General features: G+C 72.2%; 16 protein-coding genes. 7 read left to right on the top strand and 9 right to left on the bottom strand.

The window, feature by feature from the left end; genetic code table 11:
- Positions 1 to 353: aromatic-ring hydroxylase C-terminal domain-containing protein (locus tag BMW99_RS41625; RefSeq protein ID WP_456049155.1), on the top strand; the 353-nt coding region annotated here is incomplete at its 5' end.
- A 91-nt stretch (positions 354 to 444) separates the two neighbouring features.
- Here the strand turns inward: BMW99_RS41625 and BMW99_RS34935 are convergent.
- The 4 genes from BMW99_RS34935 to BMW99_RS34920 all read right to left on the bottom strand — a co-directional run bounded on the left by BMW99_RS34935 (position 445) and on the right by BMW99_RS34920 (position 4347).
- Positions 445 to 924 carry a carboxymuconolactone decarboxylase family protein gene (locus BMW99_RS34935; protein WP_075018195.1) on the bottom strand — a complete coding sequence of 160 codons (480 nt, stop codon included), beginning with the start codon at positions 922 to 924 and terminating at the stop codon, positions 445 to 447.
- Positions 925 to 1023: 99 nt separating this feature from the next.
- Complete coding sequence (locus BMW99_RS34930; RefSeq protein ID WP_141726222.1) at positions 1024 to 1359, bottom strand: hypothetical protein; 336 nt, start codon at positions 1357 to 1359, stop codon at positions 1024 to 1026.
- Positions 1360 to 1404: 45 nt separating this feature from the next.
- Complete coding sequence (locus BMW99_RS34925) at positions 1405 to 3783, bottom strand: phosphoketolase family protein (protein WP_069464706.1); 2379 nt, start codon at positions 3781 to 3783, stop codon at positions 1405 to 1407.
- A 135-nt stretch (positions 3784 to 3918) separates the two neighbouring features.
- A complete protein-coding gene (locus BMW99_RS34920) occupies positions 3919 to 4347 on the bottom strand; it encodes an SRPBCC family protein (RefSeq protein WP_069464698.1) in 429 nt (142 codons plus the stop codon).
- Positions 4348 to 4669: 322 nt separating this feature from the next.
- Here BMW99_RS34920 and BMW99_RS34915 point away from each other — a divergent pair, with 322 nt between their 5' ends.
- Entirely contained in the window at positions 4670 to 5656 is a 987-nt protein-coding gene (locus BMW99_RS34915) for a class I SAM-dependent methyltransferase (protein WP_069464699.1), read from the top strand.
- 95 nt (positions 5657 to 5751) lie between these two features.
- On the opposite strand, the gene BMW99_RS34910 is transcribed toward BMW99_RS34915, so the two are convergent.
- Positions 5752 to 7977 carry a hypothetical protein gene (locus BMW99_RS34910; protein WP_141726223.1) on the bottom strand — a complete coding sequence of 742 codons (2226 nt, stop codon included), beginning with the start codon at positions 7975 to 7977 and terminating at the stop codon, positions 5752 to 5754.
- 256 nt (positions 7978 to 8233) lie between these two features.
- On the opposite strand from BMW99_RS34910, the gene BMW99_RS34905 reads away from it, so the two are divergent.
- Positions 8234 to 8776, top strand: coding sequence for an RICIN domain-containing protein (locus BMW99_RS34905; RefSeq protein WP_069464701.1), 543 nt, complete (start codon positions 8234 to 8236; stop codon positions 8774 to 8776).
- Between the two features lie 265 nt (positions 8777 to 9041).
- Positions 9042 to 10847: an alkaline phosphatase family protein gene (locus BMW99_RS34900; protein WP_075018194.1), complete on the top strand. Its 1806-nt coding sequence runs from the start codon at positions 9042 to 9044 to the stop codon at positions 10845 to 10847.
- Between the two features lie 102 nt (positions 10848 to 10949).
- Here BMW99_RS34900 and BMW99_RS34895 read toward each other — a convergent pair whose 3' ends face one another.
- On the bottom strand, positions 10950 to 11249 hold the full coding sequence (locus tag BMW99_RS34895; RefSeq protein WP_075018193.1) for a hypothetical protein: 300 nt from the start codon (positions 11247 to 11249) through the stop codon (positions 10950 to 10952).
- A gap of 81 nt (positions 11250 to 11330) precedes the next feature.
- Entirely contained in the window at positions 11331 to 11648 is a 318-nt protein-coding gene (locus BMW99_RS34890; protein ID WP_075018192.1) for a hypothetical protein, read from the bottom strand.
- On the opposite strand from BMW99_RS34890, the gene BMW99_RS34885 reads away from it, so the two are divergent.
- The 3 genes from BMW99_RS34885 to BMW99_RS34875 all read left to right on the top strand — a co-directional run bounded on the left by BMW99_RS34885 (position 11639) and on the right by BMW99_RS34875 (position 14465).
- Positions 11639 to 12016 (top strand): LamG-like jellyroll fold domain-containing protein, encoded by a 378-nt coding sequence (locus tag BMW99_RS34885; RefSeq protein WP_075018191.1) that lies wholly within the window; start codon positions 11639 to 11641, stop codon positions 12014 to 12016. The genes BMW99_RS34890 and BMW99_RS34885 overlap by 10 nt on opposite strands.
- A 281-nt stretch (positions 12017 to 12297) precedes the next feature.
- The gene (locus BMW99_RS34880) at positions 12298 to 13839 is read left to right on the top strand and encodes a CehA/McbA family metallohydrolase (protein ID WP_069464166.1); all 1542 of its coding nucleotides are present in this window, start codon (positions 12298 to 12300) and stop codon (positions 13837 to 13839) included.
- A gap of 188 nt (positions 13840 to 14027) precedes the next feature.
- Complete coding sequence (locus BMW99_RS34875) at positions 14028 to 14465, top strand: universal stress protein (RefSeq protein WP_069464163.1); 438 nt, start codon at positions 14028 to 14030, stop codon at positions 14463 to 14465.
- A 179-nt stretch (positions 14466 to 14644) separates the two neighbouring features.
- Here the strand turns inward: BMW99_RS34875 and BMW99_RS34870 are convergent, their stop codons facing one another.
- Positions 14645 to 15997, bottom strand: a complete 1353-nt coding sequence (locus tag BMW99_RS34870; protein WP_069464162.1) for an MATE family efflux transporter — start codon at positions 15995 to 15997, stop codon at positions 14645 to 14647.
- 292 nt (positions 15998 to 16289) lie between these two features.
- Positions 16290 to 17033, bottom strand: coding sequence for a phosphotransferase family protein (locus tag BMW99_RS34865; protein WP_069464161.1), 744 nt, complete (start codon positions 17031 to 17033; stop codon positions 16290 to 16292).
- Between the last annotated feature and the right edge of the window lie 23 nt (positions 17034 to 17056).

The raw sequence follows: 17056 nt of genomic DNA, 5'->3' as shown, positions 1-17056 counted from the left end.
TCGGCAACCACACCACCCAACCCCTCCGCGACCTCTACACCGAACTCCTCACCCTCCCCACCGTCGCCAAACACATCGCCGGAACCGTCAGCCACCCCGCCAAAACCCTCCTCATCAACCACACCACCACCCCCCACACCACCAACACCCACCTCCCCACCACCACCCACGGCTACCACCACCACCTCACCACCATCACCGGCACCCTCAACACCACCCCCCACACCCCCAACCCCCACACCAACCACACCATCCTCATCCGCCCCGACGGCTACATCGCCTACACCGGCACCAACCCCACCCACCTCACCCAAACCCTCACCCACTACCTCGGAACCCCACACAAAGACTGACGGGGTACAGCAAAAGCCCCGAGCCGACAGGGCCCGGGGCTTGGGACGAACGGTGCTGACGAACTGACGACGCGGCGCCAGTCCGCGGCGGCTAACCCTGCCGGCCGGCCGGCTGGTAGGAGCCGCCGGGCTGGCGGGTGATGACGCACAGGCGGTTGGACGCGTTGATCAGCGAGATCAGGCAGACGAGGGCGGCGAGGTCCTCCTGCTCGTAGTGTTTGGCGGCCCGCTCCCACACCTCGTCGGGAACGCCCCCCGCGGCGTCGGCGATGCGCGTGCCCTCTTCGGTGAGTTCCAGTGCGGCGCGCTCCGCGTCGGTGAAGACGGTCGACTCCCGCCATGCGGCGACGAGGTTGATGCGCACCGCGCTCTCCCCCGCGTGGGCGAGGTCCTTGGTGTGCATGTCGGTGCAGAAGCCGCAGCCGTTGATCTGGCTCGCGCGCAGCAGCACCATGTCCTGCGTCGCCTTCGGCACCGACGTGCTGTCGAACACCGCCTTGCTCGCGGCCCCCAGGTGGCGGATCGCTTGCGACGCGACGGCACTTCCGGAAAAACTCAAACGCGGTTCCACCGCAAAACTCCTCACAGCTGCCGATTCCCCGTCATCTCAGAAGACGAGGCAACCGCCCCCGCCGTGACACCGGTGCCCGCGGGACGGACCGGCCGGACGTCAGAAGTCGCGTTCCAGAGCGGCCCAGAAGCCGCGGTCGTCGATGAGACCGAAGGCCCTCTCCGCGTCGGTGACCCAGGCGTCGATCGCGGCGTGCGACGTGCGGATGGCCTGGATGAGCGCCTCGATCGTGTCGAGTTTCGCCCGGCTGACGTTCGCGGCGAGCTGCTCGGCGGTGACCTCGCTGTAGCGCATGGAGAGTTGCCACCAGAACCGCATGAGACAGCGGCACTCCTGCTGGTCCCGGTCGTCGGCCAGGCGGTCGTGGACGACCGCCTGGACACGCCGGCGCTGCGACTCGTCGCGAAAGCCGAAGCTGAGGTCCGTCAGGCTCACGCCCGGAGCGTAGGACAACGGTGCCCGGGCGGGCATGCGGTTTCCTCAGCGCTGCCAGGCCCAGTCGGCGACTTCGGGGAGGTCGGTGCCCTGGACGCGGATCCAGTCGTGGTGGCGCTGGCGGGCGTCCTGCATCATCTGCCGCACGGGGGCGGCCGAGACGGCGAGGCCGGGGACCCGGTCGATGACGTCCATCACGAGCCGGTAGCGGTCGAGGTCGTTGCGGACCACCATGTCGAACGGCGTGGTGGTGGTGCCGATCTCCTTGTAGCCGCGCACATGGAGTTCGGAGTGGTTGGTGCGGCGGTAGGCCAGGCGGTGGATGAGCCACGGATAGCCGTGGTAGGCGAAGATCACCGGCTTGTCGTGGGTGAACAGGGCGTCGTACTCGGGGTCGGGCATGCCGTGCGGGTGCTCGTCCTTGGGGAGCAGCCGGGCGAGGTCGACGACGTTCACGACGCGCACGGACAGCTGCGGCAGGTGGCGGCGGAGCAACTGGGCGGCGGCCAGGATCTCCAGGGTGGGGACGTCGCCGGCGCAGGCGAGGACCACGTCGGGTTCACGGGTGCCGTCCTCCGTGCCCGCCCACGCCCAGATGCCGGCGCCGCGGGCGCAGTGGGCCCGGGCGCCGTCCATGTCCAGCCAGTCGAAGCAGGGTTGCTTGCCGGCGACGATGACGTTGACGTAGTCCTTGGACCGCAGCACGTGATCGGCCGTGGACAGCAGGGTGTTGGCGTCCGGCGGCAGATAGACGCGCACGGCCTCGGGCGACTTGTTGAGGATGTGGTCGATGAAGCCGGGGTCCTGATGGGAGAAGCCGTTGTGGTCCTGGCGCCACACGTGCGAGGTGAGCAGGTAGTTGAGGGAGGCGATCGGGCGGCGCCAGGAAAGCTGCCGGGTGGTGCGCAGCCACTTGATGTGCTGGTTGACCATCGAGTCGACGATGTGCACGAACGCCTCGTAGCAGGAGAACAGCCCGTGCCTGCCGGTGAGCAGGTAGCCCTCAAGCCAGCCCTGGCAGGTGTGTTCGGAGAGGATCTCCATGACCCGGCCGTGCGGGTCGAGGTGCTCGTCGACGGGCAGGGTTCGGGCCTGCCATGCCTTGCCGGTGGCGTCGTAGACGGCCTGCAGGCGGTTGGACGCGGTCTCGTCGGGGCCGACGAGCCGGAAGTCCCTGCGTTCGGCGGTGTTGACCATGATCTGCTCGAGGAACTGCCCCAGTACGCGGGTGGGTTCGTGGAGGGTGGCCCCGGGCTTGTCGACGGGCACGGCGAACCGGTCGAGGTCGGGCATGGGCAACTCGCGCAGCAGCAGGCCGCCGTTGGTGTGCGGGTTGCTGCCGAGGCGGCGCGTGCCGCCGGGGACGGCGGACAGCACCTGCTCGCGCGGGTGTCCTCCGGTGTCGAAGAGCTCCTGCGGGCGGTAGGACTGCAGCCACTCCTCCAGCTGCCGCAAGTGGGCCGGGTTGGTGCGGACTTCGGGGAGCGGGACCTGGTGCGCCCGCCACGTCCCCTCGACCGGCAGCCCGTCCACGGTGGCGGGACCCGTCCAGCCCTTGGGCGTCCGCAGCACGATCATGGGCCAGCGCGGCCGCTCGGTGGCGCCCTTGTCGCGTGCGGCGTGCTGGAAGGCGGCGATGCGGTCGAGGGCGGTGTCCATGGCCGCGGCCATGGCCTGGTGGACCTGAAGGGGATCGTCACCGGTGACGTGCAGGGGGTCGTAGCCGTATCCGCGCAATAGATCGTCGAGTTCGCCCTCGGCGAGGCGGGCGAGAACGGTGGGGTTGGCGATCTTGTAGCCGTTGAGGTGCAGGATCGGCAGCACGGCGCCGTCGTTGACGGGGTCGAGGAACTTGTTGCCGTGCCAGGAGGCGGCCAGCGGCCCGGTTTCGGCTTCCCCGTCACCGATGACGCAGGCCACGACGAGATCGGGGTTGTCGAACGCGGCGCCGTAGGCGTGCGAGAGGGCGTATCCGAGCTCGCCGCCCTCGTGGATCGAGCCGGGCGTCTCGGGGGCCACGTGCGACGGGACGCCGCCGGGGAACGAGAACTGCTTGAAGAGCTTGCCCATGCCCTCGGCGTCGCGGGTGATGTCCGGGTAGGTCTCCGTGTAGCTGCCCTCGAGCCAGGAGTTCGCCACCACCGCCGGTCCGCCGTGACCGGGGCCCCACACGCAGATGGCGTCGAGGTCCCGGGCCTGGATCACCCGGTTGAGGTGGGTGTGGACGAGGTTGAGGCCGGGTGACGTGCCCCAGTGGCCGAGCAGGCGCGGCTTGACGTGCTCGGGCCGCAGCGGCTCGGTCAGGAGCGGGTTGGACAGCAGGTAGATCTGGCCGACCGCGAGGTAGTTGGCGGCACGCCAGTGCGCGTCCAGCGCCCGTACCTCGTCGTCGGAGAGCAGGGCGGGTGCATCGGCGTCGGACATGATCGTCTCCAGACGGTCGTGGCACATCGGCGTGCGGCGGAACGGCGGTCGTGGAACGGCGAGGGGGCGAGGGCGCCGCGGGCGCAGGGGCGGGCAGCGAGAGCGACTGGGGAAGGAAGGGACCGCCCGGGTGCGTCAGGGCTTGAGGAGGGTGTCGACGACGCGGCCGAATATCAGCCGGCCGGCCGTGGTGGTGACCGGGTCCAATCCGCGTGGCACGGCCCGCACGCGGACGTCCTCGCGCCAGCGTACGAGCGCACCGGGACCTCCGGCAGGGTCGGGCAGGACGTCGATCTCGGCCCATCCGAGGACGACGCGGCCCCGTTTCTCCAGGCGGCAGTGCCGTTCCGGCTGCCAGTCGGTGACCTCCATCGGGTCGTCGAAGCCGAGCGGCCCGAGGCCGGTGCGCGCCACGAACACCGTGCCGCGCCCGGTCGGAGGCGGGGTGCGCACGTCGATCCTGGTGAGCGGCACGGTGGAGGTGTGCCGTTCCCAGGCCGTGAGACGACGCCAGGCCTCGGCGGGTGGCAGCGGTGTGGTCCGCTCGATCTCGAACAGGGGCACGTGGCCAGGCTAGGCGCCCAGCGCGCGCAGGGCGGTGGGAGGCGCACCGGAACGGCGGAATCCTCACCCTGACGCGCGCCTTTGCCAGAGCAGGCGCCGGCAGGGGCCGGCGGGTGCTTCAGGACGCGGCTCGGCCGGAGGGCGAAGCTCACGGTGTCCCGCGTGTGAGCGGGTGACCGTCCCGCTGTCGACACACGTGTGGGGGACGCTGCGAAGCCGTCGCCGGCTGACGGGAGGACAGGTGCGCCGAACACGCCTGGACAGGTGTTTCGTAGGGTGGAGTCGACACGTGCTACCGCCGTTCTCGAGCAAGAGGTCTCCCATGTCTGCGTCATCCTCGTCCTCCGGCCCCTTGGCGGGCCCCGTTGTGAACCTCGGCGACGATCCGGTGGCCGCGCTGGAAGCCGCCTCGTGGGCGCTGGCCGCGGTGATCGGGACGCTGGACGACGCCGCTGACAGGGCTCTCGACGATGTGCTCGAGGCCGACCCACCGCGCACCGCCGTACTGGAGTCCGTCGGGCTCGTGCGGAGGGAGGGCGGCCGGTTCGTCGCACACCCGTCCTTGGTGTACGCCGACGGGCCCACGAGCCGCAGCGCCGTGGCGGCACGTGTGAGTGCGCTGCGCCAGGTGGTCGCGGCCGCGACGGGCGGCCCCGCCGACCGCGCGGGCGGCGGTTGGGCGGACCAGGACGACGAGGTTCTGCTGGACCAGGGACGGGCGTCCGCCATGACCGGCCGCGCGCTGGCCACCCGACTGGTTCCCGCACTGCCCGGCCTGGCGGAACGGCTCGCAGGCGAAGGCGGCCGCGTTCTGGACGTCGGCACCGGCGTGGCGGCACTCGCGCTCGCCCTCGCGCGGGAACTTCCCGGGACCGAGGTCGTGGGCATCGACATCGTCGATCGCGTGCTGGACCTGGCCCGCAAGGAGCTGGCCGACGCAGGACCGGACGCGGCCCGGCGGATCACCCTCCGTCACCAGGACGTCTCGGAGGTCACGGAACGGGACGCGTACGACCTCGTCTGGCTGCCCGCCCCGTTCCTGGCCGAAGGGGCCCTCACCGCGGCCGTCCCGCGCCTGGTCGACGCGCTCAGGCCGGGCGGGTGGATCGTCGTGGGCACCAACCCCGCGGCCACCGATCCGCTACGCCGGGCGGTCTCCGGGTGGAACGCCGTGCGCAACGGCGGCAACTCCTATGACACGGAGCGGATGACGGAGATCCTCACCGCCGCCGGCCTGACGGAGGCACAGCGGTTCCCCACCGTCCCGGGCGGCCCCGTGCTCGTCGCGGCCCGGTGCCGCGACCGCTGACGGCCGGAGTCGCCGTCGTGGCTCGGACGACCCGCCACGACGCGTGACCGGTACGGCTCCGGCGCCGCGAGCCCGCGCGTGAGCGATCCGGGCCGTCATTCCACGTGGATCCGCGGCTCCTCGTGTCCGCCGCCGTGCTCACCCGGCTCGACGTAGTGGACGCAGCCGGTGCAGGGGTCGGTGCCGTGCTGCAGGCGGCTGGTGTGTTCGGCGAGGTCGACCGCGGCGGCCAGTGGGGCCTCGCGGTCGGCACGGTCCTGGGCCGGGTCGCCGCCGAACCGGACGCCCGACGCGGAGAGTTCGCCGGACAGTTGGGCGTCTGCGGCACGCCGGAGCGCGTCGGGCTCGGGCTCCACGAGGTGCTGCGCGTCCGGGGGTTCGTCGGCGCTGCTCGTGGAACGCAGCCGCTCCGCCCAGCTCAGGAAGACGTTGCGCAGCCCGGACTCGGCGAGGCCGTCCAGGTACGCGCGGACGAGACCGATGGCCTCCCCGTGGCCGAACGTGAGGTTGCCGAGGGCGCCGGTGACCACGGCCGCGGCGTGCTCGGCGGCCTGGTCGGCCTGGTGCCGGCTGTCCGCTGCGGTCCGCCGCTCGTCCTGAGCACGGGTGAGGCGGGCGGAGAGGTCGGCGGAGCCGGCGGACGTCCCGTCGAGCCCGGCGTCGTGGACGGCGCCGCTCGTCGGCGGTTCGGCCGACGGCGCGGAGTGGCCGGCGGACGGCAGGTCGAAGAAGGGCAGCAGCGTCAGGGACTGCAACTCCCCCATCCGGTGGGCCAGATCGCGGGCGGCCGGGGTCGGTTCCGTGTCGCCGCCGGCATCGCGGGTGCCCGGCGCGGCGCTGTCGTGGACGCGGATCAGCATGTCGGTGAGGACGGGCAGGGCGCCGGGGGTGCGCGCGAACCGCAGGCTGATCTCCTGGAGGAGCGCGGACCGGCCGCGGGCGTCGAGTTCGGCGCGCAGGTCGGCGGTGTAGCGGGCGCGTATGTGCCGGCTCAGCACCGGGTCGAGAGCGGGTGGCCCGGCGAGGCCGAGGAACACGAGGGTCAGCAGGGCGATCTTCAGGGCGGACAGGGCGCGGCGCACGATCTCGAGCGCGCCGGGCAGCCGTATCGTGCCGAGGAAGCGGGTGATCCGGCGCCCGCGCCGGTCGCCGACGGCGGCGGCCAGGAAGACCGCGCTCAGCAGCACGTCGACGGAGACCCAGGTCCACCAGGGCAGGTCGATGAGGTCGCCGAGGTGGGAGGCGCCGGCACGCAGCGCCCGGACCTCGGCGACCGGCACGTCGAGCAGGTTGGCGAGCCAGACGAGGAACAGGACGACCAGTCCGCCGAGCAGCAGGGCGCACACGATGTCCGCTGCCGCGTTCACGACCGTACGGCCGTCCTGCTGCATGCGCCGCCACAGCCGGAGGATCAGCCACACCATCGGTGCGAACAGCGGGACTTCGAGGGGCCCGCCGAGCAACTGGCCGTCGAACAGCAGGAACAGGACATAGGCCAGCGGCAGGACGGCCGCGAGGTTGGCGTACCGCATGAGCCGTCCGTGCCATCGGGCGAGACGCCGCACGAAGAGGACGGTGACGGTGCCGAGGACGGCGGCGAGGGCCGTCTGGAAGGCGGCGCGCGCGGCGCCGTCCGTCCATCCGCCGGTTCGCGGGTAGACCGTCAGGGCGAACAGCAGCCCGAAGCCGAGGATGACCTCGGGGGCGGCCGGCGTGCCGCGCGCCATCGCCGTCCACACGAACGCCACGGCGACGGCGACCCCGGCCAAGGTGCCGCCGGGCGCCAGGTGCCGGAACGTGAGGAAGCACGTCGCGGCCAGGAACACGCTCACCGCGGCCACGACCGGCCGCATGACCCGCACGTGCGGCCCGGACAGCGTCCAGCCGAGGAGCAGCACCGCCGCGACGGTGCCGGCAGCCGACGCGCAGATCACCGCGACGACCGTGCCCGCGGCGGCGCCTGCGGCTTCTCCCGACCAGCCCCGCGTCACGGCCACGGCCGCCGCGAGGAGCAGCACGGCAGCGCCGGCCGCCTGGCCGACCCACCAGGTGGTCCGCGGATGGCGCCGGGCGACCGCGCGCACGGTGACGGCCACGTGCATCGCCAGGAACGTCGCGGCGAAGGCCACGGCGCCGCCGAACCCGCCCAGGACCAGGACGACGACGGCCTTCCCGATGTGCCCAGGTCCGGCGTTGTCCACGGAGACCCGCAGGGCCGCGAACACCATGGCGGCGACGGCGGTGGCGGAGGCGGCGAGCGCCAGCGGGCCCGTCCACGGGGCGTACTGCCGGGCGATCAACGGCCGGGTCCGTAAGGGCATTGGCTCAGCGTAGCGATGCGCGGTACCGAGGTGTCCGGGAACGGCCGCCGGGAACGCGACGGCGCAAGTGGGCGACTCGCCCGGTGAAGAGTGCGCGCCCGGTCGTCCGGCGGCCGCGGGGAGCACGTCCAGACGGCGTGGAGTCCGCGTGCAGAGCGCCCTGCGACCGTCCCGTCGTGGGCCGGCGGGGATGCCGGCCACGGCTCGCGGCACCACCCGGTGCGGCGGGTCTCACCTCGCCTTCAGGGGGATGCCCATGAAACGCCTCATCGTCCCGCTCGTCGCCGCGCTCACGCTGGTCGTCACGGGCCTCGGCGCCGCGTCCGCGGCGCCCGGCGGTGCGCCGCACGCGGCGAAGCCGCGGATCGCCCGGCCGCAGACGGCCGTCAACGTCCGCGTCGTCAGCAAGCTGTCCAACAAGTGCCTCACGGCGCTGGGCAGTGGCGACGGCGCGGCCGTCACGCAGACGACCTGCAACGGCGGTGCCGCCCAGCAGTGGTCGATCGATCAGACGGTGCCCTACGGTCCGATCGTCAACGTGGGCACGGGGAAGTGCCTCGACCTGTGGGGCAACGGCAGTGCCGACGGCCAGACCGTCTTCACCTGGACCTGCTATGGCGCGTACAGCCAGCAGTGGCGGCTGAACAGCAAGGGCGGCGCGTACTGGGAGTTGCGGCCGTACTACACCGACAAGTGCCTCGACCTGCAGAACAACCTGACCGTCGACGGTGCGGTGGTCCAGCAGTGGGGCTGCAACGCCGGAGCGAACACCAACCAGACCTGGTACGTGGGTGCCTGACGGCGTGCTGATGCGCTGAGCGGTGGGGCGGCGGTCCCCGGTGGCCGAGGCCACGGGGGACCGCCTTCTCCTTGCCCCAATTGCCTTCACCCGAAGCCGCGTTCGTCCGCGCGCTGGCCAAGTGCCGTCCGACGTGCTCCCGTCCGGCGGAATTCGATCCGCGTTCTTCCGCTCCACAGCCCGAGCCGGTACCTATGTCCCGTTCACCGTCCGCAGCCCTGGCCTCATCCGCCACGGCACCCCCACCCAAGGGACGAGGTACCCCATGCGACTGCGCGGGAGCTCCTACGCGGGGCTGGTCGCCCTCATCGGCGCGCTGGTCACCGCCGCTCCGTCGCCCGCCCACGCGGCGGCCGGCAGCGGCAACCTGATCGTCAACGGCGATGCGGAGGGCGGCGGTTACTGCACCTCCGACTGGGCCGCGGCCAGTACCGTGCCCGGCTGGACCGTGCAGGCCGGGGGCCTGGACGTGATGTGCCCGTCCGTCGGCTCGTTCGGGGTGCCCGCGGACGGCAAGTCGCTCGGCAAGGGCTTCTTCGGGCCCGGCAACTTCGGCGACGGTGCCATGTCGCAGACGGTGGACGTGTCCTCGGCCGCGTCGGCGATCGACGGTGGCGGCGTGCACTTCGATCTGTCGGGCTGGCTGGGCGGCTGGACGTCCTACGGCGGCTATGTCGCGGTCGGCCTGCACTTCCGGGACGCCTCGGGCCGGCCGCTCGGCAGTACCGCCAAGCTGCCGACGGTGTCGGCGGCGGACCGCGGGCAGGCCACCGCGTTCCTGTCCCGCAGTGCCACCGGGTCGGTACCGGCGGGCACCCGGTCGATCCAGGTCGAGGTGCAGTTCCTGTCGACGGCCAGCGAGACCGGGTACCTCGACAACCTGTCGCTCACCCTCGACACTCCGGTGACCGCACCTGCCCCGCTGACCCCGCCGCCGTCCCAAGTGCCGGGGTACGACCATGTGTTCGTGGTCATGATGGAGAACACGGACTACACGGAGGTCATGAACGACCCCGCGGACACGCCCTACATGCACGGTCTGATGGCGCAGGGCGCGACACTGACCGACGCGCACGGCGTGTACCACCCCAGTGACGAGAACTACCTGGCGATCGCGGGCGGTGACACGTACACCAAGGGCGGTACGTACTGGCCGAACATCAACTCGCCCCAGCGCAACCTGGGTGACACCGCCGAGGCGGCGGGCAGGACCTGGAAGGCGTACGAGCAGGGCATGGGCACGCCGTGCAACACCACGACCGCGTACGACTCGTACTACGAGCCGGACGACGCGCCGTTCATCAACTACACGGACGTCAGCGGCAACCAGGCCCGTTGCGCGGCGCACCTCTTCGACACCACGCAGTTGACCACCGACCTGCGCTCGGCCGCGACCACCCCGAACCTCTCGTGGATCGCCGCCGACGACTACGACGACGGCGAGGCGTCGGGGAACGGCAGCGCCACCAGCCTCAAGACGCAGGACGGCTGGCTGAAGCAGACGCTCGCGCCGGTGCTGGCGTCCCCGGCGTTCACGCAGCAGCGCTCGCTGCTGGTGCTCACCTGGGACGAGAGTGCGAGCGAGGCCTACAACCACCTGGCGACGGTCGTCGTGGGCTCCCAGGGCACGGTTCCGGCGGGCACGAGCAGCCCGCTGCACTACGACCACTACGGGATCGGCCGGACGGTCGAGACGGCGCTGGGCCTGCCGACGCTGACGGCCAACGACCGGTACGCGACACCGTTGAACGCCGCGTTCGCCCCGTCCACGGCCACCGTCCCGACGCTCACCGGCGATCTGAACGCGGTCGCGAACGGCGGCGGCGTCACGCTGCGTTACGCGGTGCCGTCCGCCGGGCAGGTCAGCGCGAAGAACTGGGTGGGTCTCTACCCGGCCGGTGTCGTCCCGGGCCAGCAGTCCTCCCTGGCCTGGTCCTACGCCCCCAATGCCAGCGGCGCGCTGACGTTGGCGACCGGCAAGCTCAACGGGCCCGGCTCCTACGACGCGTACTACCTGTCCAACGACGGCTACTCGGTCCTGGCCGGGCCGTTCCACGTGACCGTCGGCTGACGGTCCGCACAGGCCGCCGCCCGCCCGGGATCGCGTTCCCGGGCGGGCGGTGGCGACGGCGTCAGGGGCCCGGCTCGCAGGCGCGGCCCGGGACGCGCACGGTCAGCAGAACCAGCCGTTCTGCACCCAGCCGTGCCGGTTGATGTCGCCGTAGGCGAACCCGTAGACCCAGGAGCCGTCGAGCTGTTCCACCAGGAAGGTCTGGCCGTGGTAGAGGGTGCCCATCCAGGCTCCGACGGGCTCGGTGCGGACGTAGAGGCTGTCGGCACAGACCGTCTCACGGACGCCGACGGTGCCGTCGGCGGCGTGGGCGGGGGCGGCCGTCGTGGCGATGAGGGCCGAGGCGGCCAGTGCGGTGCCGGCGGCGGTCGCGGCGAGGCGGGCGGGCAGGGAACGCGGCATGGCGACTCCTGGAGGAGCGGGGACGGTGGGGGCGTTCAGGGTGCCGGGGAGGCGGCGGGGGTCTCGCGGGCAGGCGGCGGCCTACCAGGAGTCGTAGCCGCCGATGCACTCGATGCGCAGGTAGCCCCAGTCGTTGGGGCCGTAGTCGAAGCTGGCCGCCCAGCCGTTGTAGACCGGGTGGACGCCGGGCGTGTGGCCGATCTTGTTGCCGAGGGTGAGCGTGCGCAGGAAGCCCGAAGGGCCGTTCGCACTGTCGTAGTTGGCGTAGAAGCTCGCGGTCTGGCAGGTCACCACGGCGTGCTCGGGCGGCACGGCGGCGTGGGCGGACGGGACCGCGGCGACGACGGCGGGCAGGGCCAGCGCGGAGGCGGCGGTGAGCAGGCGGCGCAGTGGCGTCATGTCACATCCCGGACGGTGGGGGGCTGGGACGCTACGCGTGTAGCGGCGGCACCACAGTACGGACCTGGCGTGCCCCTGACAATGTCGCCGCGACGCCCCGTACCCTCCGGCCAGGGAAGTGGCAGCAGGTGTGGTGGCACGAACCGGTCGTCAACGACGGCCGGTTCGTCAAGCTGTACGTGAACGGCTGCGAGGAGGGCCGCAACCCCACCACCCCGGCGAACGGCCTCACCGCCCTCGGCATGCCATTCCTGGTCGGCGGCTACGGGTGGCACGGCGCGATCAACCAGGTCTTCCGCGGCACGCTCGGCGATGTCAGGATCGTGGACCGACCGCTGCCGATCAGCCAGTTCATGAACGCTCGGTAGTCGACCGAGCGGCCGGGTTCCCAGACTCAAATGCGGCATTGGCTGCCCGGCCGCTCGGTGCACACCTGCCGTTCACCGGGCGGAGAGACCGTGCCGCCTGGATCCGGGGCGCCCCGCCCCCACCGCCCGAGAACCCGTCTCGGGCGGTTCACTCCCCGATCTCAGCGAGGACAAGCATGTGTCTTGACGGATATTGCGAGCACAACGCGGACGAGCTCGACGCGGACGCGTCGGCACGGGCCGCCGGCACGGCGCCGGGGGTGGGCCGCCGAGGCCTGCTCATGGCCGCCGCGGGGGCGGTCGGTGCCGCCGCCGTCACGCTCGGCCCGGTGTCGTTCGCCTCGGCCGCCGACGGGTCGTCGTCCGGCAGCACTCCCCCGGCCGGCTCGCAGGAGACCAGGACCGTCACCGGCCACCTGGAGACCGGCGTCGCCGACTTCGTGTACCTGCCGGTGGAGATCCCGAAGGGCGTGCAGAAGATCGCGGTCTCGTACTCGTACGACAAGCCCGCCGTCCCCGCCGGCACCCCCGGCAACTCCTGCGACATCGGCGTGTTCGACCAGCGCGGCACCGCCCTGGACAGCCAGGGCTTCCGCGGCTGGTCGGGCGGCTTCCGCACCTCGTTCGAGATCAGCAACGGCGAGGCCACCCCCGGCTACCTGCCCGGCCCGGTGTCGGTCGGCACCTGGAACATCGTCCTCGGCCCCTACCAGGTGGCTCCGCAGGGCCTGAACTACAACGTCCAGATCACCCTGACCTACGGCCCCGAGGGCCCGCGGTTCGTGCCCACGTATCCGCCGCAGCGGGCCAAGGGCCGCGGCCGCGCCTGGTACCGCGGCGACTGCCACCTGCACACCGTGTACTCCGACGGCAAGCGCCTCCCCTCGGAGGTCGCCGCCGGGGCCCGCGCCGCCGGTTTGGACTTCATGGTCTCGACGGATCACAACACCTCCTCGTCGCACGGCGTCTGGGGCCAGTACTCCGGCCCGGACCTGCTCATCGTCACCGGTGAGGAGATCACCACCCGCAACGGCCACTGGCTGGCGCTGGGCCTGCCGGCCGGCGAGTGGATCGACTGGCGCTACCGCTCCCGCGACGACTCCTTCGACCGCTTCGCCCGCAAGGTGCACCGCTCCGGCGGCCTGGTGGTTCCCGCCCACCCGTACTGCCCGTACGTCGCCTGCCAGTGGAAGTTCGGCTACGACGACGCGGACGCCGTCGAGGTGTGGAACGGCCCGTGGACGTACGACGACGAGTCCGCGGTGGACACCTGGGACGCGCGGCTCGGCGAGGCACTGCGCTCGGGGAAGAAGTGGCTGCCGGCCATGGGCAACAGCGACGCCCACAGCGAGCCGCAGGTCATCGGCCTGCCGCACAACGTCGTGCTGGCCGACGACCTGGCGACCGACGCGCTGATGGACGGCATCCGCGCGGGCCGCAACTGGATCGCCGAGTCCTCCGCGGTGCAGCTGACGTTCACCGCGACCGGCGGCGGCCGGCAGGCCGGCATCGGCGAGGAGCTGACGCTGCCGGCCGACGCGCCGCTGGACGTGCGGCTGGACGTGTCCGGCGTGCCGAACGGCACCGTGCGGTTCATCACCGACGAGGGCCAGATGCACCAGGAGTCGCTGCCGGCGTCCGGCACCGGCACCGTCGTGTGGCGCACCACCACCTCGCTCGCGGCCTACGTCCGCGCCGAGGTCCGCCACCCGATGGCCGACGGCACGCCCGGCAAGGGCAACACCATGGGCCCGGCCCTCCAGTGGGGCCCGATGGCCGCGCTGACGAACCCGGTGTTCCTGGTGGCGCAGAAGAAGGGCTGACGCCACCGGGCGACGGGCTCGTGACCGGGCGGAATCCGCGCAGGTCACGGGCCCGCCGCCGCGTGCGCCGGACTCCCGGAGTGGCGTCCGTCACGCTCGGGGCGGGAATGGAACCCGAGTGAGCGGAGCTGAACCGTACAGTCGGGCCGCGGATGCCTCGGACCCCCTGTGACAAGGAAGTTGATCGCATGTACAAGAAGATCCTCGCCGCTGTCGACGGCTCGGACAACGGCCAGGCCGTGCTGGACACCGTGGCCTCCCTTGCCAAGCTGAGCGGCGCGAGCGTCCACGTCATCCACATCCGTCCCGACCAGGTCGTCGCGGGTGGCATCACCGCCGGCGTCGTGGTGTCCACCGAGGAGGCCAACGAGGGCACCGAGGTCGTCGAGGCGGCGCTGACGCGCCTGCGGGCCGAGGGCATCGCCGCCGAGGGTGAGGTGGACGAGGGTCTGCGCGAGGAGCTGGCCGCGATCCTGGTGGAGCGCGCCGAGGCCCTGGGCAGCGACCTGATAGCCGTCGGCCCCGGCCACTACCGCGGCTTCTCGGCCTTCCTGCACGCGAGCGTGAGCAACGGCGTCGCCAAGAACGCGCCGGTGTCGGTGCTGCTGGTCCGCGGCCGGTCCTGACCCCTCCGGGTCGACGGACGCCCGCACATCCGCCGAGGCCGCCGGTCACTCGTGTCAGCACGAGGGGCCGGCGGCCTTCGTGTGCCGCGTCCGCGCGCGTGGCGGGACGCCTCGCCCGCAGCTTGCCGGCCCCGGCGGGACGACCGCCCCGCGCCGGTCGACGTCCTGCTCCCGGTGCCTCAGCCAGGGACGGCTACCGGCTGGGCCCCGCCCCTGGCCGACAGCGCCCGGATGTGGCGCACCGCGACGAGCGGCACCGTCACCCCGATCAGGTTGCAGTACGCCACCGCCGCGTAGAAGCCGTCCGCGCTGCCGGCCGCGTGTGCCGCCGCCGCGCTGACGGCGACGATCAGGCCGAAGTAGATCGCGTTGAGCACGATGGCCCGAAGGCCGCCGCCGGTCTCCTCCATGACGGTCAGCGAGGCGAGCACGGGTCCCTGGATCGCGTAGGTGAGCGCCACGGCGCCCAGATAACCGCCCGCTTCCGCGGCCACCCTGGCGTCGCCGGCGATCAGCCGCGCCAGCGGGTCGTGCACCGACCACACCAGCACCGCGACCACCGCGTAGGTCACGACCGTGACCTCGATGCCGCCGCGCATCGACGCACGTATCCGCGGCCAATCACCGGCCCCGCGTTGCTGGTTGATGGTGATCGCGGTGGCCGTGCCCAGCACCGTGCCCGGCAGCAGCACCACGTTCTGCAGCGTGGAAGCGACCGTGTACCCGGCCACGGCGTTCTCCCCGTAGCCGGCGAGGACGCCGACGACGGCGAGGTTGTACGCGGAGATCACGAGAAGGGACACGGCGATCGGCACGCCGATGCGGCGCAGGTCCGTCAGCACCTCGCGCCGCCAGATCCGGACGGCCGGCGGATGCCACAACTCGGTGCGGCGCAGCAGCACCAGCCCCATGGCCAGGCCGGTCAGGCCCGCTGCCCCCTCGGCGACGGGCACCGCCGCGATCCCGATGCCGGCACCGAGCCCGAGGCCGGCCACCAGGCCGATGCGCACGCTCGCCGTACAGAGGACCAGGACCGTGGCCTGGCGCACGTACCCGTAGCCGCGCAGGCCGGACGCGCAGAGCTCCGCCCCGACGGCCAGCAGACCGGCGGCGCTGGTCCACCGCAGGAAGGAGACGAACGTGCCCCGCAGTTCGGCGTCCACATGGAGGAGGCCGGTCAGGGAGGGAGCCGCGACCGCGAGGATCACGTACAGGGCCGCGCCGATCCCCAGCCAGACCCTGGCCAGGCTGGCGGAGTTCGCCATCACGTCCCGGGGACGCCCGGCCCCCTTGCTGATCGCGGCGGCGACCTGGTTGCAGACCCCGAATCCCACACACAGGGCGAGAACGGCGAAGCTGACGGGCTGATAGAGCGAGCGCAGGTAAACGGCCTCTCCCCCCATGCGCCCCAGAATGGCGACGACTCCGAGCTGTACGGCGAAATTGAGCGACTCGGCCACGAGAAGCGGAACAGCGAGGCGGGAGATGTGTCGCCACACGCCCCGTCTTTCATGAGCGGCAAGGGAAAACATGTGGACCCCCGAGGTACAACGGCACAGCGCGCGGCGCGAATTCAGGAAAGGCTCCGGGACGGTACCGGAATTCCCCGAGGAATGTCCATCCGGACCTGGCCGCATCATCACAGCGCGCTGACACGGCTCCACGACGTTTCTCCGGTTCAATGGGCGAATTCACGGGAGCACCTATCGGTGCGGCCCGCGCCTTTCGTCGCCTCCGAGCGCATTCGCGGAATCCGGCGCGCGCGGCCTCACATCCGCGATCCCGGCACGCCGACCTCACCTCCGCGATCCCGGCACGCCGATCTCACATCCGCGATCTCAGCACGTCGACCTCACAGCCGGGCGCGAACGGGTCGAAGCCGTGCTCGGTCAGCCAGCGGATCACGAGCAGGCTTCGCAGCGACCACCACGCACGGATCACGTCGCGGTCGACGTCGCCGCCGTAGCCGGCGACGACGTCGCCGAGGCGCTCCTCGTGGCCCAGCGTCAGGATGGCGAGGTCGAACAGGGCGTCACCCGGGCCCGCCTCGGACCAGTCGATGATGCCGGTGACCACCTCGCCGTCGACGAACACGTGGGTGAGCTGCAGGTCGCCGTGCGCGAACACCGGCGTCCACGGCCGGAGCGCCGCCTCCGCGACCTGGCGGTTCCGCCTGACCAGGTCGGCGGGCAGGACGCCGTTCGTCACCAGCCACTCGCACTCGACGTCCAGGTCCGTAGCCAACTGGGCGGGCTCCCTGCCCCGGCCGGGCCACGGCGGCAACGGCGCGTCGTGCAGCTTGCGGACGGCGGCACCCGCCGCGGCCCACGCCGCGGGGGACGCGGGCGACGGCTCGCCGAGACGGCCGAGCGCCGTCCCCGGGACCTCGGCGATCGCGAGCACGGGGGGCTTGCGCCACAGCACCCGCGGGGTCGGGACCGGCACCAGGGCCATCGCCTCGACCTCGACGTCGATGCGCGCCTGATCCGCGTCCACCTTCAGGAACACCTCGCCGACGCGCAGGGTCGCGCGCTCGGAATGGGCGACGACGACCTCGACCTCATCCATGGGCGACCAGTATCACGGGCATG

Origin of the sequence: Actinacidiphila rubida, assembly GCF_900110255.1 — a bacterium.
In the GTDB taxonomy this organism is placed as follows: Bacteria; Actinomycetota; Actinomycetes; order Streptomycetales; family Streptomycetaceae; genus Actinacidiphila; species Actinacidiphila rubida.
The sequence above is the reverse complement of the archived record's forward strand: the minus strand, read 5'-3'. Positions and strand labels throughout refer to the sequence as shown.